Origin of the sequence: Peribacillus sp. NPDC058075, assembly GCF_042885195.1 — a bacterium.
Taxonomy (GTDB): domain Bacteria; phylum Bacillota; class Bacilli; order Bacillales; family DSM-1321; genus Peribacillus.
In genome coordinates this window covers 1,162,181-1,183,022 of the sequence record NZ_JBHVSL010000001.1, presented here as the reverse complement: position 1 = coordinate 1,183,022, position 20,842 = coordinate 1,162,181, and the positions used below count along the sequence as shown (strand labels likewise).

The 20,842-nt window shown below is 41.5% G+C and carries 21 protein-coding genes; 4 read left to right on the top strand and 17 right to left on the bottom strand.

The window, feature by feature from the left end; genetic code table 11:
• Window positions 1-83: 83 nt before the first annotated feature.
• Genes ACFVS1_RS06005 through ACFVS1_RS05995 form a run of 3 tightly spaced genes read right to left on the bottom strand, consistent with a single transcriptional unit; the run spans window position 84 to window position 1,609 of the window.
• The gene (locus tag ACFVS1_RS06005; protein WP_387545658.1) at window positions 84-674 is read right to left on the bottom strand and encodes a 4-hydroxyphenylacetate 3-hydroxylase C-terminal domain-containing protein; all 591 of its coding nucleotides are present in this window, start codon (window positions 672-674) and stop codon (window positions 84-86) included.
• Window positions 652-945, bottom strand: coding sequence for a 4-hydroxyphenylacetate 3-hydroxylase N-terminal domain-containing protein (locus ACFVS1_RS06000; protein WP_387545655.1), 294 nt, complete (start codon window positions 943-945; stop codon window positions 652-654). The genes ACFVS1_RS06005 and ACFVS1_RS06000 overlap by 23 nt, the downstream gene beginning before the upstream one ends.
• Window positions 923-1,609: a 4-hydroxyphenylacetate 3-hydroxylase N-terminal domain-containing protein gene (locus tag ACFVS1_RS05995; protein WP_387545653.1), complete on the bottom strand. Its 687-nt coding sequence runs from the start codon at window positions 1,607-1,609 to the stop codon at window positions 923-925. Before ACFVS1_RS05995 ends, ACFVS1_RS06000 begins: the two co-directional genes overlap by 23 nt.
• Before the next feature lie 204 nt (window positions 1,610-1,813).
• Between ACFVS1_RS05995 and ACFVS1_RS05990 the strand changes: the two genes are divergently transcribed.
• From ACFVS1_RS05990 to ACFVS1_RS05980, 3 genes are read left to right on the top strand one after another with little or no spacing between them, the layout of a single operon-like run.
• Complete coding sequence (locus tag ACFVS1_RS05990) at window positions 1,814-2,602, top strand: fumarylacetoacetate hydrolase family protein (protein WP_352920369.1); 789 nt, start codon at window positions 1,814-1,816, stop codon at window positions 2,600-2,602.
• Window positions 2,599-3,399, top strand: a complete 801-nt coding sequence (locus tag ACFVS1_RS05985; protein WP_387545649.1) for a fumarylacetoacetate hydrolase family protein — start codon at window positions 2,599-2,601, stop codon at window positions 3,397-3,399. Before ACFVS1_RS05990 ends, ACFVS1_RS05985 begins: the two co-directional genes overlap by 4 nt.
• A 4-nt stretch (window positions 3,400-3,403) precedes the next feature.
• Complete coding sequence (locus tag ACFVS1_RS05980) at window positions 3,404-3,790, top strand: 5-carboxymethyl-2-hydroxymuconate Delta-isomerase (protein WP_387545646.1); 387 nt, start codon at window positions 3,404-3,406, stop codon at window positions 3,788-3,790.
• A 311-nt stretch (window positions 3,791-4,101) separates the two neighbouring features.
• On the opposite strand, the gene hpaB is transcribed toward ACFVS1_RS05980, so the two are convergent.
• Window positions 4,102-5,574 carry a 4-hydroxyphenylacetate 3-monooxygenase, oxygenase component gene (gene hpaB, locus ACFVS1_RS05975; RefSeq protein ID WP_387545643.1) on the bottom strand — a complete coding sequence of 491 codons (1,473 nt, stop codon included), beginning with the start codon at window positions 5,572-5,574 and terminating at the stop codon, window positions 4,102-4,104.
• A gap of 162 nt (window positions 5,575-5,736) precedes the next feature.
• Here hpaB and ACFVS1_RS05970 point away from each other — a divergent pair, with 162 nt between their 5' ends.
• Window positions 5,737-6,606, top strand: a complete 870-nt coding sequence (locus ACFVS1_RS05970) for a LysR family transcriptional regulator (RefSeq protein ID WP_387545641.1) — start codon at window positions 5,737-5,739, stop codon at window positions 6,604-6,606.
• Window positions 6,607-6,760: 154 nt separating this feature from the next.
• Here the strand turns inward: ACFVS1_RS05970 and ACFVS1_RS05965 are convergent, their stop codons facing one another.
• From ACFVS1_RS05965 to panB, 13 genes are all read right to left on the bottom strand, one after another.
• Window positions 6,761-8,326, bottom strand: a complete 1,566-nt coding sequence (locus ACFVS1_RS05965) for a solute symporter family protein (RefSeq protein ID WP_387545639.1) — start codon at window positions 8,324-8,326, stop codon at window positions 6,761-6,763.
• Window positions 8,327-8,329: 3 nt separating this feature from the next.
• Window positions 8,330-8,668 carry a DUF485 domain-containing protein gene (locus tag ACFVS1_RS05960; RefSeq protein ID WP_387545637.1) on the bottom strand — a complete coding sequence of 113 codons (339 nt, stop codon included), beginning with the start codon at window positions 8,666-8,668 and terminating at the stop codon, window positions 8,330-8,332.
• A 264-nt stretch (window positions 8,669-8,932) separates the two neighbouring features.
• Window positions 8,933-9,916, bottom strand: a complete 984-nt coding sequence (hpaD, locus tag ACFVS1_RS05955) for a 3,4-dihydroxyphenylacetate 2,3-dioxygenase (RefSeq protein WP_387545635.1) — start codon at window positions 9,914-9,916, stop codon at window positions 8,933-8,935.
• Window positions 9,917-9,946: 30 nt separating this feature from the next.
• Window positions 9,947-11,461, bottom strand: a complete 1,515-nt coding sequence (hpaE, locus tag ACFVS1_RS05950; RefSeq protein WP_387545632.1) for a 5-carboxymethyl-2-hydroxymuconate semialdehyde dehydrogenase — start codon at window positions 11,459-11,461, stop codon at window positions 9,947-9,949.
• A 79-nt stretch (window positions 11,462-11,540) separates the two neighbouring features.
• Window positions 11,541-12,458: a 2,4-dihydroxyhept-2-ene-1,7-dioic acid aldolase gene (hpaI, locus tag ACFVS1_RS05945; protein ID WP_387545629.1), complete on the bottom strand. Its 918-nt coding sequence runs from the start codon at window positions 12,456-12,458 to the stop codon at window positions 11,541-11,543.
• A gap of 107 nt (window positions 12,459-12,565) precedes the next feature.
• The gene (locus ACFVS1_RS05940) at window positions 12,566-13,243 is read right to left on the bottom strand and encodes a GntR family transcriptional regulator (protein WP_241590185.1); all 678 of its coding nucleotides are present in this window, start codon (window positions 13,241-13,243) and stop codon (window positions 12,566-12,568) included.
• Between the two features lie 284 nt (window positions 13,244-13,527).
• Window positions 13,528-14,712 carry a pyridoxal phosphate-dependent aminotransferase gene (locus ACFVS1_RS05935; RefSeq protein WP_387545627.1) on the bottom strand — a complete coding sequence of 395 codons (1,185 nt, stop codon included), beginning with the start codon at window positions 14,710-14,712 and terminating at the stop codon, window positions 13,528-13,530.
• Between the two features lie 18 nt (window positions 14,713-14,730).
• Complete coding sequence (locus tag ACFVS1_RS05930; RefSeq protein ID WP_352920340.1) at window positions 14,731-15,207, bottom strand: cell wall elongation regulator TseB-like domain-containing protein; 477 nt, start codon at window positions 15,205-15,207, stop codon at window positions 14,731-14,733.
• An 18-nt stretch (window positions 15,208-15,225) separates the two neighbouring features.
• Window positions 15,226-15,396, bottom strand: coding sequence for a YpmA family protein (locus ACFVS1_RS05925; RefSeq protein ID WP_064505144.1), 171 nt, complete (start codon window positions 15,394-15,396; stop codon window positions 15,226-15,228).
• A 155-nt stretch (window positions 15,397-15,551) separates the two neighbouring features.
• Window positions 15,552-18,332, bottom strand: a complete 2,781-nt coding sequence (gene dinG / locus ACFVS1_RS05920; RefSeq protein ID WP_387545624.1) for an ATP-dependent DNA helicase DinG — start codon at window positions 18,330-18,332, stop codon at window positions 15,552-15,554.
• Between the two features lie 161 nt (window positions 18,333-18,493).
• Window positions 18,494-18,877, bottom strand: a complete 384-nt coding sequence (gene panD, locus ACFVS1_RS05915; RefSeq protein ID WP_275727760.1) for an aspartate 1-decarboxylase — start codon at window positions 18,875-18,877, stop codon at window positions 18,494-18,496.
• Between the two features lie 23 nt (window positions 18,878-18,900).
• Window positions 18,901-19,749: a pantoate--beta-alanine ligase gene (gene panC / locus ACFVS1_RS05910; protein ID WP_387545622.1), complete on the bottom strand. Its 849-nt coding sequence runs from the start codon at window positions 19,747-19,749 to the stop codon at window positions 18,901-18,903.
• Entirely contained in the window at window positions 19,746-20,582 is an 837-nt protein-coding gene (gene panB, locus ACFVS1_RS05905) for a 3-methyl-2-oxobutanoate hydroxymethyltransferase (RefSeq protein ID WP_352920330.1), read from the bottom strand. Before panB ends, panC begins: the two co-directional genes overlap by 4 nt.
• Between the last annotated feature and the right edge of the window lie 260 nt (window positions 20,583-20,842).

The following is a 20,842-nucleotide window of genomic DNA, read 5'->3' as shown; positions in this document are numbered from 1 at the left end:
AAACGCATTCATATCATGCATTGGTGGAAAAGCCGGCGGGAGTCAATAACAAACCATTCTTTTTCACGTTTTTCCTGCTCAGATTAATTCATTCGGAGCCGGATCAAATCAACATCAACGCCATCATCTTCATTTATCCACTTATCGTTTGTCCAGCCATGAAGGTCATAATCGTCCATTGCCAAGTCCACAAACGCTTTGAATTTAGCCGATTGTCCATTTGCCATTTTCAGGGTTTCTAGCCTAATATTTTCATGGTTACCCGCATAATTGATTTCATATAATTCATTCCTTCCACCAAATTCAGTTCCGATGGAATCCCATATAAGTTTCATCAGTTTTACCCTTTCCACTGCCGAAACCCCGCCTGAACCCTTATAATATTTATCTAGATACGGACGGACCTCAGGGTTTAAAAAATCCTTGGAGCTTGATGGGAGCTGGATGAGATTACCTGCTACAACCTGTTCAAATATCTGTTTTACCTTTGGCCATACCATAGGTGCCAACACCCTATATGCAGTTGCGTATGTGCTATTGGGCAGAACAGTGCCATTCGGCCCTTCCATAGGATCTGTAGCCATCGCTGTCGAAATTGCCCAAAACATATTCCTGTAAGCAAGCACTTCCCCGATATTGGCTTGTACTCCCCTAAATTGATTCGTTCCTGCCATTTCCGTAGTTCATCAGAAGCCCAGCCATAAAATCCAATTTCACCGCATAGCGTGTACAGCCATGAAATGTATATCTGTTCATCCATCCAGTCTTGGATCTAAATCCATTGGCAATTTCCACATTATTATAGGCGAATACATTCTCCCATGGGATGAAAACATGATCAAGGACGATTACTGCGTCATTTTCGTCGAACCGACTTGAAAGCGGGTAATCGAAAGGAGTGCCTCTCTTGAAAGCCGTTTCCTCAAAAGACTGTCTGCTGATCATTTTTAATCCAGGGGCATTCATCGGAAACAAAGAAAATCAATGCATGGCTTCTATCTCCTTCCCCAAGATCGACAGGAGAATAATTCGCAACAAAATTATAATTCGTAAGAGCTGCAGAAGTACCAACCATTTTGGCGCCGCTTACGATTATTCCATCATCCCGTTCTTCTACCGTTCGCACAAAAACCTCTTTATTTTCATGTAGCGATTTATTCCTATCCATTGCCGGATTTATAATTGTATAGTTACAGAAGGGAACATCCCTTGTGGTTTTTTCATACCATCTTTTCGCATTATCTTCAAATCCTTTATAAAAATCGCTATACGGTCCCAATGACCCTGTAAAGGCAGCTTTATAATCAGGCGTGCGACCCATGAAACCATAGCTCAATTTTGACCATTGCGCTATGGCATCCCTTGCTTCAAGCAGCTCTGTTCCGTTCTTTGAAGCCTTGAAAAACTTATGGGTGGTATGGCCTTCATCTGTCTTAGCTGTTAAAATCCGTGCACTAACCGGATCATGGAGAGCATCATACAGTTGGGCAATTGACCTGGCAGAATTACGATATGCCGGGTGTGTCGTCACATCATTTACCTTATCGCCGTTCAAGAATACTGTTCTTCCATCACGTAAACTTTCTAAATACTCTTTGCCATTCATCATCGGAACATCCCCCATTCACATTCTTTCAATTTGAATTCCTAGCTACATACTAACTAAATGTTCAAGGCATTTTTCTATTGAAACACCTCTTTTTTCTAACATTTTTTGTCTAATTATACTGAATAATCTAAATATGTTGAACTTACGCAAAAAATCATATACGATATCATATATGATTAATAAAAAATCAAGGGGTGAGTGTCCATGACAAAAGCAAGAGTGAAGCTCATTGAGTCAGAATATTCAGAAGATATCGAAATACTGTCGAACCGCCACATATTAATGAATGGTGATAAGTATGAGGTATCACAAATCAAGTTGGATAACCCTATTTCAGGAACGGTATATGGAACATTATTAAACTATAAAGGATCATTGGAAGCATTGAAGGGAAAGATCGACCATCCTCCCTATAATGAACCTCCTAAAGGGCCGATCCTTTATATTAAACCTAGAAACACGTTTTCTTCTTTTTCAAATCCAGTTCCGCTTCCAAACAGCATACCTAAATTGGAAATCGGGGCCGCACTTGGAATTGTAATCGGTAAAACGGCCACAAGGGTCAAGAAAGAATATGCATTGGATTATATAGAAGGATTTACGATTGCCAATGATATCAGCATTCCTCATGAAAGCTTTTTCCGTCCTGCGATCCGTCATAAAGCCCGTGATGGATTTTGCCCGATCGGTCCCTGGGTCGTATCCAAGGAATCGATATCCAACCCCGATTCTTTAGGAATACGTGTTTATATAAATGGAGAGCTAAAGCAAGAAAATTCAACGTCAAATTTAATTCGCTCCATATCCCGCCTTATTGAGGATGTAACAGACTTCATGACATTGAGTACCGGTGACGTCCTTCTAGTTGGAGTTCCAGAGAATGCACCGCTGGCAAAAGCCAATGATCATGTCAGAATAGAAATTGATGAAATCGGATATTTGGAAAATACAATCATTTCCGAGGAAAAACTATCACTGGAGGGGATTTTATGAAGAGCGCACGTGTAGCCTATGCAGGTGCCGTACATCCAGCAATTGAATATCATGGCCAGCTCCAATTGGCGGATGGCCGGATTGTCAATGAGCAGGATGTTGTCTGGCTTCCCCCAGTGGAACCACGAACTGTCTTCGCACTTGGCTTGAATTATGCAGACCATGCGAAGGAGCTTGCTTTTAAAGCCCCGGAAGAACCCCTTGCGTTCTTAAAAGGCCCCAATACCTTTATCGGCCACCGGGGACAGACAAGACGGCCTGCTGATGCAGCTTTTATGCATTATGAATGTGAACTGGCAGTGGTCATAGGTAAAAAGGCGAAGAACATTAAAAAGGAAGAAGCCTTTAAGTATGTAAGTGGATATACGATTGCAAATGATTATGCAATACGGGATTATCTGGAGAATTACTACCGACCAAACTTAAAGGTCAAAAATCGCGATACCTGTACCCCCATTGGGCCTTGGCTTGTCGATGCCGAGGATATTCCAGATACTTCGAATCTTGCCATCAAAACTTACGTCAACGGAAAATTGACTCAGCAAGGCAACACGAAAGACATGATTTTCGGCATTGCTGATTTAATTGAATATTTTAGCAGCTTCATGACATTGAGCCCAGGCGATATCATATTGACAGGCACACCTGAAGGATTGGCGGATACTGCTGTAGGCGATGAAATCATCACTGAAATTGAAGGTATCGGGAAACTCGTCAACACAATAGTCGGTGACGATATTTTTACCGAAGGCCGGGATAGGCCGCATCTAAAATCCATAATGAACGGAAGGGACTAATCACATGCCTCATATCATTATTGAATATACGGATAATATCAAAGAGGATATCCAGATTGACAGCTTATTAAGGAAGGTGAATGATGTACTGATATCCTATCCTTCCATCTTTCCAATTGGCGGCATTCGATCGCGGGCCATTGAATTGAATCATTATCGTGTTGCCGATGGTACAGAGGATGATGCCTTTGTTCATGCCATCTTAAAAATTGGCGCTGGACGTAAAGACAGTGATAAAACCAAAGTATGTGAGCAACTTTTCGAAACGTTGGAATCCCATTTGGCTTCCCTCTTTTCAAAAAGATATCTTGCCCTCTCCATGGAACTTTCGGAATTCAGTGATTTTGGAACATATAAGAAGAATAATATCCATAATCGATATAATAAATGAACAAGGTTTCATATTTAAAGGCCTTCCTCATCATCGGGAAGGCCTTTAAATTAGACTGTTTTCGCATACTTTGTTGCTATTTACTGCTATTTACCAAGTAGTGCGGTGTGGTTGATTTCCCCTCCAGATGCTCGCTTTCCGCGGGGCGGGCGGTGAGCCTCCTCGGCGTAAACGTGGGGTCTCACCTGTCCCGCTGCTCCTGCAGGAGTCTCGCACTTCCGCTCCAATCAACCTTAAATCGTTTTGTTTTAAAAACAACAATCTTTACGAAAAGAGCCTTACATTAAAATGTTTTGCCCATACTGCCGGGCTCAGTTGATTTCTGCAAGGTTTTCAGTACGGTTCAAGAACTCCTTGACACGATCCACATATTCCTGTTTATCATAGCCGTTATATAAAGCGCTCGCCATACGGACCGGATCTCCAAAAAAGAATCGTTCGTACAGGGTTTGCCTGGATCCAAATGAACTCATGCATACATCCCATGCGAGACGATACAATTTGACCCTGTCATAGGCTCCGCCATTCGCGGCTTGAAGATATTTATCCAAATCCCCTCGAAGCTCCGAATTGAAATCGGCTTCATTTGGAATCGCCATTAAGCCGCTAGCTCCAAGAAGCTGCATTATTTCACTGAATCTAGGGTAAATCTTCGGATAATAATTACGGGCTATGTTTAATGGTGTGAAATCAGGTGTCATCATTCCCCATTTATCCAATTTCGCGTTTGCCTCCGAAGCTGTTATGAAAGCCTTTAGCGTTTCAAGCGCCATGATGACTTCCGAGATTTTCTCCTGAACATGCTGGTATTGCCCGATATTGATGGTTTCCGCCATAAGCTGCAAAATCCCCAAAATGAACTCGGTTTTGGCGATATTCTTCGATACCACCTGATGGGTCATATGAACAACTGCATTGCTTTCATTATAAGCCTGGTTGCAAATGCCGACATCCCCATATGCAAATACCCGATTCCAAGGAACGACTACATCATCAAAAACGATAATCGTATCCATCTCCTCAAATCGTGAACCAAGTGGATGGTCAAAATGTGACTTGCCATAGTCGAATGATTCACGACAGATGAATTTCAATCCCGGTGTATTATTTGGTATCGAGAATGCGAATGCATAAGGGTTTTCTTCTTCTGATTGTTTTAGCAATGTCGAAGGGAAAACCATGATTTCATCCGTTATTCCTCCTTGTGTAGCTAATAATCTGGCTCCCTTAATAATAAGCCCTTCTGAATTCTTGCCAGCAATTCTTGCAGCAATGTAAGGATCCGGAAGCTTTGCGGCACTAACTCCCCTATTAACCTGTGGTTGAATCAAGGTATGTGTCAACGACAAATCCTTTTCCCGGCAGAGCTCATAATAATCCTTCATATTTTTTGCAAATGCCGAATCCTGAGTGCCGAACATATCCGCTGCAGTCCCGTACGCCATCATCCCGCTGTTGATATAATCAGGGGAACGTCCCATCATTCCATTATTATGCCTTGCCCATTCCTGAATCATCTTCCTCCTTTTTTCAAGGTCTTCCTTAGTCCGCGGCTGCATGAATGAGGTCCCTACTCTTTCGTTTGAAGTTGGTGAAATATAAGTCATGATGTCATTTTTCGCGGAATCATGCTGCAAATCATATAATTCGGCCTGTGTTTTCATGACCCCTTTAAAAGCTGGGTGTTGACTGATCTTATCTTTAACTTGCTCCCCATTGATCCATACATTCGCCTTTGCCTTGTCTACCCTATCGATATATTCTTTACCTGTTTTAGCCGACATAATTGCATCCCCCTTAGTTCAATTTAATAAAGCGCTTACAATTAAATGAATTCCAAATATTGAATTAATTCCTATAACAAAATATACCATGTGTTATGATAGATATATAATACTTAAAAAATTCAATATGTATATGTTAATCATATGTATGAGGTGTATATAATGGACATCCGGCAGTTAAAATATTTTGTGACAATCGTTCAGGAAGAGCAAGTAACCAAAGCCGCAAAAAAATTACATATTGCTCAACCGCCTCTTAGCCAGCAACTTAAATTAATGGAAATGGAAATCGGTGAAAAACTTTTCGATCGGAATGGAAAGAAACTTGAACTCACTGAAACTGGCAAGGTCCTTTATAAAAAAGCTGAAGCTCTATTAAACCAGTTTGAAGAATCACTACTGGAAGTGAAGGAAGTCAGTAAAGGGGTAAAGGGCACCCTTTCCATAGGGTCAGTAAAAACTTGCTTTTCTTACATTCCGCAAAGGATGAGGACCTTTAGAGTTAAATACCCTGACATACGATTCAAGTTAATGGAAGGTGATACGTTCCGTTTGTCAGAAGGCTTAATAAACAGGGAAATCGAGTTGGCCATTGTACGGCTTCCTATTAACGGTAAGCAATTCGCATCGATTAACCTTCCGCCGGAAGGTTTTGTGCTTGTCACCCCAAAAGATTGGGATATCCCAGACTCCATCGAATTCAAACAAATTAAAGAATATCCCCTCTTATTGCTGCATAGGGTTAGCGGTCAAGGTACTTACGAACTTATAGTGGATGAATGCTTAAGACATGGATTCGAACCTACGATTGTTTGTGAATGTCCTGATGCTGCAATGATCTTATCTTTAGTGAAGGAAGGAATAGGAGCTACCATCATGCCACGTACCACATCCAAATCGTTTTCAACCCAGGGGATAAAAATTGTCGAATTGATAGATTGTGAAGTACAATCCGAAGCCGCCCTTATTTGGCTCGAAGAACGCTATCTTTCCAAAGGCGCCGTCAAATTTCTAGAAACATTTTCTGAATGAATGCCCCGTTATCCTTGAATATTAGTGCACCTTTGTTCGAATTTCTTTATCCATTGTAAAGAAAAAAGCAACTCATCAGGAGATGGCTGCTTTTTCAAATCCATTCACAAGTGTGCTGACCTGCGCTTTATTTCTAGGCACGCTTTTACATCATTCAATGTCGCAAAACACCCTTAACATCATGACCGGTATTGGACTTTACGAGGATTTCATTATAATTGTCTTTTGCAACCGCTTTCAAACCACCCCTGCGATTACCGATCAAGGCACCCAAATAGCACGCGAGGAATCCAAGCGGAATGGAAACGATTCCTGGTGAATTCAAAGGAAAAATCGGATCACCTGTCATGATGGTTGCTCCGGGTACCGGGTTCCAGACATTTGGACTTAATGCCACTAGCAAAAGTGTACCAAAAAGACCTGTCATCATACCGACTATTGCACCGGTTTTATTGAATTTTTTCCAATAGATGGTGAGAAGGATGACTGGCAAATTCGAACTGGCTGCCAATGTAAAAGCAATCGATGCAAGAAACGCTACATTGAATTCCTGAAGACCTAATGATAAAACGATTGCAAGTGCAGTCACACCAACGGAAGCCCATCTTGCCATCGTCATTTGCTGTTTTTCCGTCGCTTTTCCATCTTTTACTATCTCATTATAAAAATCATGTGAAAATGCCGTAGCACCTGTTAAAACGATTCCCGCAACTACTGCGAGTATCGTTGCGAAGGAAACGGCCGCAATAAAGGCGAATAAGATGTCCCCGCCCACAAGTTGGGCCAATAAAGGTGCAGCCATGTTACCCGCCGGATTAGCGGCCATGATATTAGATGTTCCAACCAACTTCGCAGCACCGAATCCGAGAAAAATGACCATGATATGAAAAGCACCCATAATCCACATCACCCAAACAACCGACTTCCTTGCCACTTGTGCATTCGGGACAGTCAAAAAACGGATTAAAATGTGCGGTAGACCCGCCGTTCCCAGAATTAGGCCCAGAGACAAGGAAGCTGCATCCCACCCACTGGCATATTTAATACCTGCCTTCAGGTAATCTGCACCCATGGGTGTCGCTGTTTTCATTTCCGTAAAAATTCCAATGAAACTATAATTCAACTTCCACATGACGATCATGAATAATATAAACACTCCGCCAATCAGCAGGATGGCTTTAATGATCTGCACCCAGCTCGTCGCCGTCATCCCCCCAAATAGAACAAATACCAACATGACAATACCCACGATGATGACAGAGGTATTATACGGGATGTCTAAAAGCAATTTAAATAAAGCGCCTGCCGCAACAAGTTGACCCAGCATGTACATGACTGATATCACCAAGGTATTAAAAGCGGTCACTCCCCGGACCTGTTTATATTTAAACCTTGTAGTCACCATATCAGCCAATGTGTATTTTCCTAAGTTCCTTAATGGTTCAGCCACTAGGAATAACACGACAAGAAATGAAACAAGTGCACCGTACATCAGGAAGAAACCATCATACCCCGTTAAGGAAAACGCTCCAATCAACCCTAAAAATGTGGAAGCCGACATAAAATCCCCGGCCAATGCAAGTCCATTTTGCCTAGCGGTCAAACCGCCCCCAGCCGTATAAAATGAGCCTGCCGTTTTAGTTTTTTTGGAAGCGAAATACGTAATGAAAAGAGTGCCTATCGACATTAGTGCAAAGAGAATAATAACTGTCCAATTCATGCTTCAAAGCCCTTCTTTCTCGATGATTTCTTTTATTTGTTCATCGATTTTTTCTGATTTCCTTACATATACGCTGCAAACCCATACAGACATAACTGTAATGGAGACACCGTACACCCACGCCCATGTTATGTCCCCAATGAAAGGGTGATCCAGGATATCTGTGTAAAAAACCAAGAAGGGCAAAAGCAGGGAATATCCCATAAAGAATATCGTAAATGGGATGACGAATTTCTTTTTATCGGAAAGCATATTCTGAAACTCTTTGGAGGCAACAATCCTTTCATAATCCACTGGATTAATTTGTTCCGATTCTTGAAGGTTTTTTTCCAACCGAACCATCTCTTAACACCTCTTCTGATATTTATTTTTCAAATAGTATTGAGCCTCTCCATTGTCAGAAATCACCGAACAAAATCCAAACAACTCATCTGCACAAAGAAGGTCTAAGCCCATCCCTAAGCTTTCCGTACGCATTTTGTCACCGGGACAATTACAGATAGGGCAGCTGTTAGTTCCCACTGCTGCCCTGTCCAAATGACCATGTGAAGTTAATGCATGTTATGCCGAAACACTCGATCAATCATTCATCCGAATCCGCTTTTTTCAGATGATGAATTCAGGCTTGCTTTTTGCCAGAATCGGTTCTTTAAGAGGAACTTCTTCACCTGATATTATATCAAGAACAGCAGAAGCCTCATCAAACCATGAATCCGGTGCTTTGGCTCCCCAGAATGTCTGGCGTCTTGGATCATTCAAATCCCAATGAATCGGTTCGGTATCCGGGTCAGATGTTAAGTAATCCCCATTGTATAATTCGATTCTGTGACCGTCCGGGTCTCTTAAATATAGGAAGAATGCATTGGATAGACCATGCCGTCCGGGTCCGCGTTCGATGGACTGTGCATATCCAAGTGATGCCAGTACATCACAGGCCTGGATAATTGCAAGGGGGTCAGGCAAAAAGAAACCTACATGATGAAGTCTTGGGCCGATTCCGTTCATGAATGCCTGGTCATGGACGGTTTGTTTTCTATGTAGCCACGTTGCCCATAATTGGCCCGACTCATCCACTGTATCTTCCGAGCAGGCAAACCCTAATTCTTTCACATAAAAATCATAGGCTTTTTGCACATTTGTTACATTACAATTCACATGATCGATCCTTTGGACCCTTGAACCCCTATGCATATCGAATCGTTGCAGCATTCTCTCTGCTTTATCCATTTTGCTGAAAAATTCGATTGGCAATCCGGAAATATCCTGTACTCGGAGCGACTTGCCTAGTGCATGCTGGGTTCCTTCCTGCATCCACTTCATTTTCATTCCCTTGGACAGCAAGAAAGATTCCAATTCTTCAAGATCTTCCTCTTTTTCAACCTTGTATCCTATTGCTTCAACGCTCGGCTTTTCTGCCTTTTGCAAGATAAGCGAGTGATGATGCGCTTCCTCTAAACCACGTAAATATACGTGATCATTCGTTCTTTCCGTTTCAATAAAACCTAAAGCATCCACATAAAAGGCTCTGGATCTATCTAAATCCGTTACATTAAGTATCGTTCTCGCCACACGAATAATAGAAAAATTCATAGTAATCTCCCCTTCTTTATGTCACCCGGATTAGTTTTCAGCAGAAGAAACGGCATTTCGTTTTACGTCCCCAAATTTCGGAATATGATGTTCTCCAATTGCTACGTGGATAACTTGTGTTTCCGTATAGAATTCAAAGCTATAATGTCCACCTTCACGTCCTACCCCACTATATTTCGATCCTCCAAACGGTATCCGCAAATCCCTGACGTTTTGGGAATTCACCCAGACCATCCCACTATCGACGGCTTGAGCAAATCTATGTCCCCGTTTCATATCATTTGTCCATACATAAGCAGCTAGCCCATACTTTACATCATTGGCCATTTTCAGCACTTCCTCTTCAGTCTTGAAAGGAATGACGGCCATGACTGGTCCAAAAATCTCTTCTTGTGCCACCGTCATATCATTTGTACAGTTCAAGAGAAGCGTCGGGGCAATATAATTCCCTTCCTTGAATGCACTTGGTATGGTACCGCTTACAATTTCCGCCCCTTCATCTTTTGCTATATCCAGATATCGGGAGACATTTTTAAAATGGGTACGATGGATCAGCGGTCCGATTTCCGTGTCTGGATCCATTGGATTTCCAATTTTGATAGTATGAACACGTTCCTTCAATTCTGCAACGAACTGGTCTATTATCGATTCATGGACAAATAATCTGGAATTGGCTGTGCAGCGCTCCCCATTGAATGAATAGATTCCCCATACCACTGAATCCAGGGCCTTTTCTAGATCGGCATCTTCAAAAATGACGGCTGGTGATTTCCCTCCGAGCTCCATGGAAAAACGTTTCATTGTATCTGCACCATTTTTAATGATTTCAGCGCCTGTTGTCGTTTCACCGGTAAAGGATATCAATTGGACTTCAGGATGGGCAACCAAGGACGCCCCTGCTGTCTCCCCAAAACCGTGAACGATATTAAATACTCCCTTTGGCAGACCGGATTGATCAATGATTTGTGCTAATTTATTGGCAGTCAAGGGGGACCACTCCGCCGGTTTAAGGACACATGTATTACCTGTAGCCAGGGCCGGGGCAATCTTCCAGGTTTCTAACATGAAAGGCGCATTCCAAGGAGTGATTAATCCTGCCACTCCTATCGATTTATGAATCGTATAATTGATGAAAGTGTCATCCACTTGATATGACTCTCCTATTAGCCTGCTTTTCACCATTTCAGAATAAAAACGGAAATTCTCCGCTCCCCTTGCCGCTTGTTTTTTTGTTTGGCTAATCGGCAACCCTGTATCAAGTGATTCCAGAAAGGAAATTTCTTCGGCATTCTCTTCAATTAAATCAGCAATCCTATTAATGTACTTTAGTCTTTCTTCCACTTTCATGGTTCTCCATGGGCCATTATCGAATGCAGCTCTTGCGGCAGCGACCGCTTGATCAATATCCTCTTTAAATCCTTCTGCCACATTATTGATTGCCTGATTATTAAAAGGGCTTAGATTTTCAAATGTTTTTCCTGAGATACCATCGACAAATTGACCATTGATGTAATGCTTGACATTTTGCACCGGAAAGGTTTGCATGAATACATCCTCCTTTAAAAATTAATTCGGGAAGATGACAAAAATCGTTTGGATTTGTGCAATCTTCCCAATTCAGCAATTATGACTGGATTATTTGGTCAATCAATCCGTATGATTGAAGGGTTTCACGCAGTTCTTTTTCCAACGGCTCCGAAGGCGGTCCCATAGGCGGCCGTAATGCAGGATTGATTTTCCCCATCATCCCCATCGCCGCTTTTAAGGGTCCTGGATTCGTTTCTTTAAACAAAACATCATTCAATGGCATTAATTTGTAATGTAGGTCAAGTGCCTTTTCAACATCCCCCTCCACCCAATGGTTATAAATTTCCGCCACTTCTTTAGGAGTGATATTGGCTGTAGCACTAATATGTCCTGCCCCTCCAATAGCCAACATCGGATAGCATAATAATTCGATGCCCGAATATAAGAGAAAATCCCTTCCGCAATTTAATAAGACACGGTTCACATGTTCAAAATCTTTATTAGATTCCTTTACTCCAATTATATTTTCACAATCTTCAGCAAGGCGTGCCAATGTCTTCACTTCCAAATTCGTTGCCGTTCTTCCGGGAATGTTATAAACGATAAGCGGGATATCAACTGAATCGGCCACCGTCTTAAAGTGATTGAAAAGTGCCTGTTGATTCGGCTTATTGTAATAAGGAACGATGACTAAAGCAGCATCAGCCCCCATTTCCTGTGCCCTTTTAGTCAAATGCAATGTTTCTTTCTGATTGGCAGATCCAGTACCTGGTGCAACCGGAACACGTGCTTTTGCTGTTTTGATTGCCGTTTCCATCACTAATTCCCGTTCCTCAATCGTTAGAGAACTCGGCTCACCGGTAGTCCCGCATACCGAGATTCCGTGGGAACCGCTTTCAATATGCCAGTTTACTAGATTTTCAATTGCCTTTACATCCACTTCCATCTTGTCATCAAACGGAGTGATAATTGGAGCGATGGATCCTCTTAAACGACTTTTGATTTCCTCGTACATTTTTTCTACCGCCCTTTCATTATTTGAATATTCGGAATAATTAACGTAAAAATCGGCCTTGCTTTTATGAATAATCGATCGACTATTATAAAACAAGGCCTGGGTCATCAAAGAGCCTGATCGTGGTTAGTTTCCGACCTCTGTTTGAATGTACTGATGGCATTCAATTTATGCTTTCTCACCAGTGATTCAATTTCTTCAAAAGATGCTTTTTCCTTTAAAAGCTTTATGATGCTTTCATGTTCGCGAATCGATTGGACTGCACGTTGCGGTACCATGGTGAACATGGACTTTCTGACTCTATTCATTCTTTGTTGCGCCTGTTTAATTTCCTCTTTTAAAAAGGAATTTCCGCACTTTTCATAAATTTGCTCATGAAAACATTCGTTTAACTTACCAAACAGCTCTAATTCAAAGTTATGGAGGGCTTTTTCCATTTCTTTGTTTAAATTAATCAGATTTTCAAAATCATCATCTTTCATCGTTAAAGAACTGAGGGCAGCTGCATATCCTTCAAGTAAAGATAGAACAGATAGAGTTTCAATGTATTCGCTCTCATTAATGCTTGTAACCACTGCTCCACTATAAGGCTTATATTGAATAAGGCCGTCGGATTCCAGTTGTCTGATCGCTTCTCTGACAGGAATCGGACTTAAACTTAGTTCTTTTGCCGTTTGATCGATAATGATCCGCTGTCCAGAACCATATGTTCCATCCAAAATTAATTTACGAAGGTGCTCATAAGCTATTTGTTTTTTGCTGGGTGTTTTGTTTTTCTCTTCCATATTTTCATCATATATGAAATCATATATGATTGCAATCGGTTTTTATTAAAAATCATATATGATTTTTATTTTTTCTTTAAAAGCTTGTTTAACTGTTTAATGAGCTGTTTCTCCGAAGACAAAAAACATAAAGGGAGGCAAATAATCCATCTTTTCCTTAGCTATAGTGAAGTGAGCCAAATGCTTTTCATGTCTACTTCCCGAATGTATCATATCAAAATAAAATTCAACAAAAAAACCTGCAGACCCTGTTGTAGCCAGGTAGTCTGCAGGTTTTTAAAAAATTATGCCATTTTTGATTTAACGAATGATTGTATTCTTTCAACTGCAGCTTCCAACAGATCCAGTGAAGTTGCATAAGAGAGTCTGATGTTATCAGGTGCACCGAACCCTGAACCTGGAATAACAGCCACTTGAGCTTCTTCCAGCAACGCAGTCGTAAAATCTTCGACATTGCTGTACCCTGTTAATTCAACTGCACGTTTAACGTTCGGGAATAAATAAAATGCACCTTGTGGTTTAATGCAGCTAATGCCTGGAATTTCAACCAGTTTATCATATATCTTATTCAAACGGCCTTCAAATGCCTGACGCATTTCTTCAACAGGTTCTTGTGTGCCTTCATAAGCGGCAATCGCACCATATTGTGCAGTTGTGGTAGGATTTGATGTGCTATGGCTGGCAAGGTTCGTCATTGCTTTAATGATGGACTCTTCACCGACTGCATAACCAATTCTCCAGCCAGTCATCGAATGCGATTTAGATACACCATTGATGATGATCGTTTGCTTTTTCAATTCAGGTGAAATCTCTGCAATGGATGTATGTTTAGCATTTCCATAAACCAATTTTTCGTAAATTTCGTCGGAAATGATCAAGATATCATGAGCAAGGCAAACTTCCCCGATAGCCGCCAATTCTTCCCTGGAATAAAGCATGCCCGTAGGATTGCTTGGCGAGTTGATGATAACCGCTTTCGTTTTTTCGGTAATTGCTTGTTCTAATTGTTCTTTTGTGATTTTATATTGATTTTCTTCTTTACCGACTACATAAACCGGCTTTCCGTCAGCAAGCTTGATTTGCTCAGGATAGCTTACCCAATATGGTATCGGAACAATGACTTCATCTTCTTCATCCAGGATAGCTTGAAACAATGTGTAAAGCGCGTGCTTTGCACCTGAGCCAACTACAATTTCAGACGGTTTGTAATCCAAGCCTTGATCACGCTTCAATTTAGCCGCAATTGCTTCTTTTAGCTTCGGAAGACCAGCGGATGGCGTGTATTTAGTTTGACCTTCATTCATGGAAAGAAGTGCTGCATCTATGATATGTTGGGGTGTATTATAATCTGGTTCACCAGCACCCAAACCAATTATATCCAGACCTTGGGCCTTAAGCTCCTTTGCTTTTGCCGTTATGGCCAATGTTGTTGATGGCGTTAATGACTGAACCCGGTTCGCTAATTTCATTTTAATTAATCCTCCATTCTAAATGCTTCGATAATACTTTAGCCATTCCCCTGTTTTAAAATCATAATAGTCATAGTTAAAACGCTCGGATTCATCAAGATATGTTACTTCCCAAAGCGGAACGTTCTTTTCCATGCCTAGCTTAACCGAAATGATTTTTTGGGGATTAAGCTTTTCTTTGACAATGTTTAAAATCTCTTTTTTTGATTTACCATCTTTATAGTTTTCCACTACTATTTCTTTCTTCTTGTCCTCAGGAAGCCAGACTATTTTTTTAGTCCCTTTTTCTCCCTTACCAATGATGACAGAGTATGAATCCTGCCCATTATAGAGGTAGAAATCTTCCATGGTCACAAGGCCGCCCTCTTCCTTCGCCTTTTTAAAAGCCTCATTACCAGCCTCTTTTTTAGGCTGCAACGCTTTAATATATGCCCCGCTGACAAATCCGATAAAACAAAGGACCAAGATGGAAGCAATAATCAACCATTTTTTCAAAGCTGCTTTTCCCTCTTTCTATGTACGATAAATTGTAAATATCGCTTTTTCTTGATCTTCGGAATCCAATGCGAGACCGAACATTAAATCGTCTTTTTTCAATGTTCGGTTCAAGGAATCCACAATTTTATACAGATCAGGAGAATGTTGCAACCTGACTGTTGAAATTACTTCGATTTTACTTTCCATGAAAACGCCCCTCCATTTTTATAAATTGTCAACAACCACTGGTATGAATAGGATTTGAAGGCTTTACCACCTATCACATTATACCAGTTCAGAGGTTATTTTTCTTTATAAATTCATAAAAATCCATTTAGATTAATGAAAAAACGATAGATTCTTTAAATCCAATTCTCTATCATTTCAGCCATTTCTTTTATTGAGGCTTGGTGCCAGTCCACTTCAGGAATGGCCTTTTGAAATTCAGTTCCATATTTAGCAGTGATGATGCGGCGATCAAGAATAACCAAAATCCCTCTATCTTCGGGCGTCCGTATAAGTCTGCCGAATCCTTGCCGGAACCTTAACAGGGCTTCCGGTAAAGAATACGCAGAGAAAGGATTACGCCCTTGCTTCTCGAGAAGTTGGCATTTTGCAGCTGTCACTGGTTCATCCGGTGGCGAAAATGGCAGCCTGACAATGATTAAACAAGATAAATCCTCGCCTGGGATATCGACGCCTTCCCATAGGCTGGTTGTCCCAAACAGGACGGCTTTCTCGAAGTTTTGGAAATTCCTTAGGAGCCTCATCCGGCTTCCGCCAGAAATCCCCTGTGCAAACAGGGTGAACTCATCCAGGACCCCACTATCCTTGATGGAATGATAGGTCGCCCGCAGCATTTCATGCGAGGTGAATAAGACCATCATCCTCCCTTTCGCCGCTTGAGCGGCAGCAATAATATGGTTTGCCGCGGTTTCGGAGAATTCCTCAACTGTTAAGCAATTAATATCTGGTAGATCATTTGGAACCAGAACCTTTACGAGTTCCTTATAAGGAAAAGGTGAAGGAAAACTTGCTGTCTGCATTGGCTCATTTTCTAAACCGAGTTGTTCTTTAAAATACTTAAAAGAATCCTTCACCACGAGGGTTGCCGATGTCATGACCACACTTTTTTGGCGCCCGAAATAGGAATCCCATAGCCGTTTGCTTCCTGCAATCGGCTGAACCGTCAAAGTCACCCCATGCTGGGGTGCTGCATTCGTATAATCAAGCCAATAAATATTTTCTTCATGCGGCTTGATGAAAAATTCATGCAAGGAGTCCCTGGTATCCTGTAAATGTCCTAGCAGCACCTCGATATCATTCAAGTGAAATAATGAATTTTTTCCTAAGGGGGACTCATTATTCAATAAAAGAGCTAATCTTTTTTCTAACTCCGTGATGATGTATCCTAATAAATCCACCAATCGCTCAGCGACCAGAATCGCTTTACCCCATCTTCCATCATCTATTTTGAACGAAAGCCGTTTTGGACTCATGGAACGTGAAAGTTTTTCCGCCTGATTGGAAATGTAATAAAAAAGCTGTTCGAATTCATAGGCAAAATCACTAAGCTTTTGATCTAATTCATGGGTGGACTTCCCATCTGCCAGTCCATTATTTAAGAGCATCCTGTCCAATTTATATAATAATTGCTTTTGATCTGATGTCCCTAGTCTGTTCAAAACCGTCTTCACCGAAATGTAATTAAGCCTGCTCCCAAGCTGTTTAGATGCTGCCTGTTCCAAATGGTGTGCTTCATCGAGTATCAAATACCCTTTTTTTGGAATCAAGGCATCTTCTGTAAGCAGATCCGTCATTAAAAATGAATGGTTAGTAATGATGATATCCGCCTTGCCAGCTGTTCTTTTTGCCCGTTCAAAAAAATCCAATTCAAGCCAGGGCTGTTTTAATCCGGCGTATGTAAGACCATCGCTTTGAAGCCTGTTCCAAAATAGCTGACCGCCGCTTGTAAGATTCAATTCATCTTTATCGCCTGTTACGGTTTCAGTGAGCCAAACCAATATCTGCATTTTCGTTAATGCCGTTTCATAATTATCTTCCTTCTCACGCAATGCCCTTTCGAACTTTGCCAAGCTCAAATAATTACTTCTCCCCTTTAGCAAAACAGCTTGAAAGGTAAAGGGAAGTATTTTTTTAAGTTTGGGAACCTCGTTTTGAAGTAGTTGATCCTGTAGCTGAAGCGTGTATGTCGAAACGACGACAGGTTTATGATGCTTTTTTGAAAAATAGACGGCAGGAAGCAGATAGCCTATGGATTTCCCAATACCTGTCCCAGCTTCAATGATTGCATCCTGGCTGGATTCGAAGGAATGGTGAATCATATTCATCATATCAAGTTGTCCGCTTCTTGCTTCAAAGGAAGGGTATGCACTTTGAAGCATGGCTATTTTTTTCTCATCATCGAGCGGAAATTCCGCCCCCGTGTCTTTTTGATCACTTTCGTCTTCGGCCTTTTTAAATGCTAGGCCCCTATAAGTAATGAGATCAGGTGAATGGACTTCCGCTTTAGCAAGTTTGCTTGCAATGCAAGCATCTATCAATTCGGAAATCTCACTTTGTAAGGAATATGATAATCGATATAACTGTTTAAGTGTCATCACTGGAAGATTCATCAGCTTTTTTTTCAGTTCCAACAATAATAAAGCGGTCGCATATGCATCACTATCCGCTTGATGGGGCCTGGAATGATCCAGGTTTTCTTCTTTAGCCAGCTGGTGCAGCTTATATCCATCGGATGTTGGTTTTAAAATTTTCGCTAACTCCACTGTATCAAGGGTGGAACCATAAAACGGCTCAAATCCGCATCTTACCAGTTCTTCCTGTAGAAAAGATAAATCAAATAAAACATTATGGGCAACAAAACAAGCCCCTTCTATAAGCCGGGCAATATTTTCTGCAACATCTTCAAAGTCAGGTGCATTTTTTACCGTCTCGTTGCTTATTCCGGTCAATTCTTCAATAAACAAGGAAATTTCCTGTCCAGGGTGGATATATGTCGAGTATTCATCCACAATCTGGTCATTTTCGATGACCACGCCAGCAAATTGAATAATCCTATCCCCTTTTTTCGGAGAATTCCCTGTTGTTTCCAAATCGACCACTACATATCGTTGCATCATGAATTGTACACCTCAAACTTCACTTTCTCCACTTCCTGATGGAATTCTCTTATCTTTTTTATACCATAATAATCGTAATAAAGGAAACGAGCGGTTCATCAACGAACGAAAAGGGCCGGCACCTGTATGCATGATCCATGCATTTTGTGCCGGCCCTCCGCTTACATGATTGTAGCTGCAGGTTCGTTTGAAATCAGATCAATGATTTTGTTATTTTCATTCATGATCGCAACTTTTGGTTTATGATCCCCCAGTTTATCTTCTGAAACCATCACATAAGAAATGATTATCACGATGTCATCCGGCTGCACCAGTCTTGCTGCCGCTCCGTTCAAACACACGACACCGCTGCCCCGTTCACCCGCAATCACATACGTTTCAAGTCGGGCACCATTATTATTATTCACGATGGCGACTTTTTCATTAGGCAGAATACCAACCGCATCAATTATGTCTTCATCAATCGTAATGCTGCCTACATAGTTCAAATTAGCCTCAGTTACCCTTGCACGGTGGATTTTTCCATTCATCATCGTTCGAAACATCTCAATTCCCCCTGATTCATGAATTATTCTACATATAAAGTGATATTATCTATTAGTCTTGCATGCTTGAACTTTACAGCCATTGCAATGATGATATTTCCAGCCAGCGATTCAAGCGGTTTAAGTTCAGGGTATTGATAGACTTCAATATAGTCGATCACTCCACTTGTGTTGGCACCAATATGTTCACTTACTATGGCCGTGACGGTTGCTGCATTTCTTTCACCTGATTCAACCGCCTCTTTGGCCTTCAATAAACTTTGGTACAGCTCTTTAGCCTCCAAGCGCTCCTGATCTGATAGGTTCACATTTCGCGAGCTCTTCGCTAACCCATCTTCTTCACGTACGGTATCTACAGCAATAAGCTGGATAGGGAAATTAAAGTCTTTGATCAGTCCATCTATCACAGCGACTTGCTGGGCATCCTTCTTACCAAAATAAGCTCTATCTGGAAGAATGATATTGAAGAATTTCGTTAACACAGTCGCAACACCATCAAAGTGTCCAGGCCTTTGTCTGCCGCATAAAACATCCGTCCTGCTTTGGACAACCACTTTTACAGATGGTTCTTCACCGTACATTTCGTGGACGGTTGGATAGAAGAGATAATCAACTCCGCCATTGGCTGCGACTTTTTCATCCCGTTCCAAATCCCGCGGATATGTTTCAAAATCCTCATTGGGTCCAAATTGCGTCGGATTGACAAAAATACTCATTACCACAATGTCATTTTCTTTGCGCGCCTTTTCCAAAAGGGTTGCATGCCCCTCATGTAAAAACCCCATTGTCGCTACATAGCCAATGCTTTTGTTATTGTTTTTTTCCTCTCTAAGTGCCAATTGCAAATCAGCTGCTGTTGTAAATGTTTTCATCTTTTGCCTCCGTAAAGTTCAGAAAGCTGCTCTTCCTTCATCGTGAATGTATGTTTCTCCGACGGAAAAACTTTAGATTTCACTTCATTCACGTAGCTTGTAATCGATTGGCCAATCAGTTCATTGGCATCTCCATAAACTTTTACGAATTTCGCCAGCCGGTCTACGCCATACTTGATGACATCATGGTAAACGAGGACTTGACCATCCGTTTCAGCACCTGCCCCAATTCCAATCGTTGGAATGTCAAGGTTCCGTGTAACGAGTTCCCCCACTTGATATGGAACACATTCAAAGACTACTGCCATCGCCCCTGCCGCTTCACACTTTCTCGCATCTTCCAATAGCTGTGCTGCACTTTCGGCATCTTTTCCTTGCACTTTATATCCGCCCAGAACGCCGACTGATTGAGGAGTCAAGCCAAGATGGGCTACAACAGGGATGCCCGCCTTGGTCAATGCCGATATTTTTTCAACCACATCATCCGCTCCCTCAAGCTTTACGGCATCCGCATGACCTTCCTGCATGATCCGGGCTGCATTCTTGAGTGTTTCATCCATAGATAGGTGATAGCTCATAAATGGCATATCCGTCACAACAAATGTATTGGGTGCCCCTCGTTTTACTGCCTTTGTATGATGGATCATGTCATTCACCGTAACTGGAACTGTTGATTCATATCCCAATACGACCATTCCTAAAGAATCTCCGACTAAAATCATGTCTACACCTGATTGTTCGGCTAACTTTGCTGACGGGTAATCATAAGCCGTCAGCATGACAATTTTCTCTTGATTTTGTTTCATTTTCAAAAAATCCCCAGACAATTTCATTACGTTTCCTCCTTTTGATGGAGGAGATGAAAACATCAGCGAAAACTGGTGTCTATACATTCATGCGCAAAAAAAGGACTGACTAAAAAAGTATCTGTTTTACTACGAAAAATGGCTGAAAAAGCCACATATCGATCAATAAACAGCACTTATCTTTTTAGTCAATCCCTTTGTCTCATCAGAAGTTTCATCCCTCCGTCCCCGTCCAGTTCTCTGGATCAAGGCAGATTTTCAAATAAATTTGGTATTCATGGGGGTGC

What these genes read in the sequence shown, in the direction of transcription:
- ACFVS1_RS06005 (WP_387545658.1), bottom strand. Translation starts at nt 674, where the DNA reads ATGGCAGGAACGAATCAATTTAGGGGAGTACAAGCCAATATCGGGGAA.
- ACFVS1_RS06000 (WP_387545655.1), bottom strand. Translation starts at nt 945, where the DNA reads ATGATCAGCAGACAGTCTTTTGAGGAAACGGCTTTCAAGAGAGGCACT.
- ACFVS1_RS05995 (WP_387545653.1), bottom strand. Translation starts at nt 1,609, where the DNA reads ATGATGAATGGCAAAGAGTATTTAGAAAGTTTACGTGATGGAAGAACA.
- ACFVS1_RS05990 (WP_352920369.1), top strand. Translation starts at nt 1,814, where the DNA reads ATGACAAAAGCAAGAGTGAAGCTCATTGAGTCAGAATATTCAGAAGAT.
- ACFVS1_RS05985 (WP_387545649.1), top strand. Translation starts at nt 2,599, where the DNA reads ATGAAGAGCGCACGTGTAGCCTATGCAGGTGCCGTACATCCAGCAATT.
- ACFVS1_RS05980 (WP_387545646.1), top strand. Translation starts at nt 3,404, where the DNA reads ATGCCTCATATCATTATTGAATATACGGATAATATCAAAGAGGATATC.
- hpaB (WP_387545643.1), bottom strand. Translation starts at nt 5,574, where the DNA reads ATGTCGGCTAAAACAGGTAAAGAATATATCGATAGGGTAGACAAGGCA.
- ACFVS1_RS05970 (WP_387545641.1), top strand. Translation starts at nt 5,737, where the DNA reads ATGGACATCCGGCAGTTAAAATATTTTGTGACAATCGTTCAGGAAGAG.
- ACFVS1_RS05965 (WP_387545639.1), bottom strand. Translation starts at nt 8,326, where the DNA reads ATGAATTGGACAGTTATTATTCTCTTTGCACTAATGTCGATAGGCACT.
- ACFVS1_RS05960 (WP_387545637.1), bottom strand. Translation starts at nt 8,668, where the DNA reads ATGGTTCGGTTGGAAAAAAACCTTCAAGAATCGGAACAAATTAATCCA.
- hpaD (WP_387545635.1), bottom strand. Translation starts at nt 9,916, where the DNA reads ATGAATTTTTCTATTATTCGTGTGGCGAGAACGATACTTAATGTAACG.
- hpaE (WP_387545632.1), bottom strand. Translation starts at nt 11,461, where the DNA reads ATGCAAACCTTTCCGGTGCAAAATGTCAAGCATTACATCAATGGTCAA.
- hpaI (WP_387545629.1), bottom strand. Translation starts at nt 12,458, where the DNA reads ATGTACGAGGAAATCAAAAGTCGTTTAAGAGGATCCATCGCTCCAATT.
- ACFVS1_RS05940 (WP_241590185.1), bottom strand. Translation starts at nt 13,243, where the DNA reads ATGGAAGAGAAAAACAAAACACCCAGCAAAAAACAAATAGCTTATGAG.
- ACFVS1_RS05935 (WP_387545627.1), bottom strand. Translation starts at nt 14,712, where the DNA reads ATGAAATTAGCGAACCGGGTTCAGTCATTAACGCCATCAACAACATTG.
- ACFVS1_RS05925 (WP_064505144.1), bottom strand. Translation starts at nt 15,396, where the DNA reads ATGGAAAGTAAAATCGAAGTAATTTCAACAGTCAGGTTGCAACATTCT.
- dinG (WP_387545624.1), bottom strand. Translation starts at nt 18,332, where the DNA reads ATGATGCAACGATATGTAGTGGTCGATTTGGAAACAACAGGGAATTCT.
- panD (WP_275727760.1), bottom strand. Translation starts at nt 18,877, where the DNA reads ATGTTTCGAACGATGATGAATGGAAAAATCCACCGTGCAAGGGTAACT.
- panC (WP_387545622.1), bottom strand. Translation starts at nt 19,749, where the DNA reads ATGAAAACATTTACAACAGCAGCTGATTTGCAATTGGCACTTAGAGAG.
- panB (WP_352920330.1), bottom strand. Translation starts at nt 20,582, where the DNA reads ATGAAATTGTCTGGGGATTTTTTGAAAATGAAACAAAATCAAGAGAAA.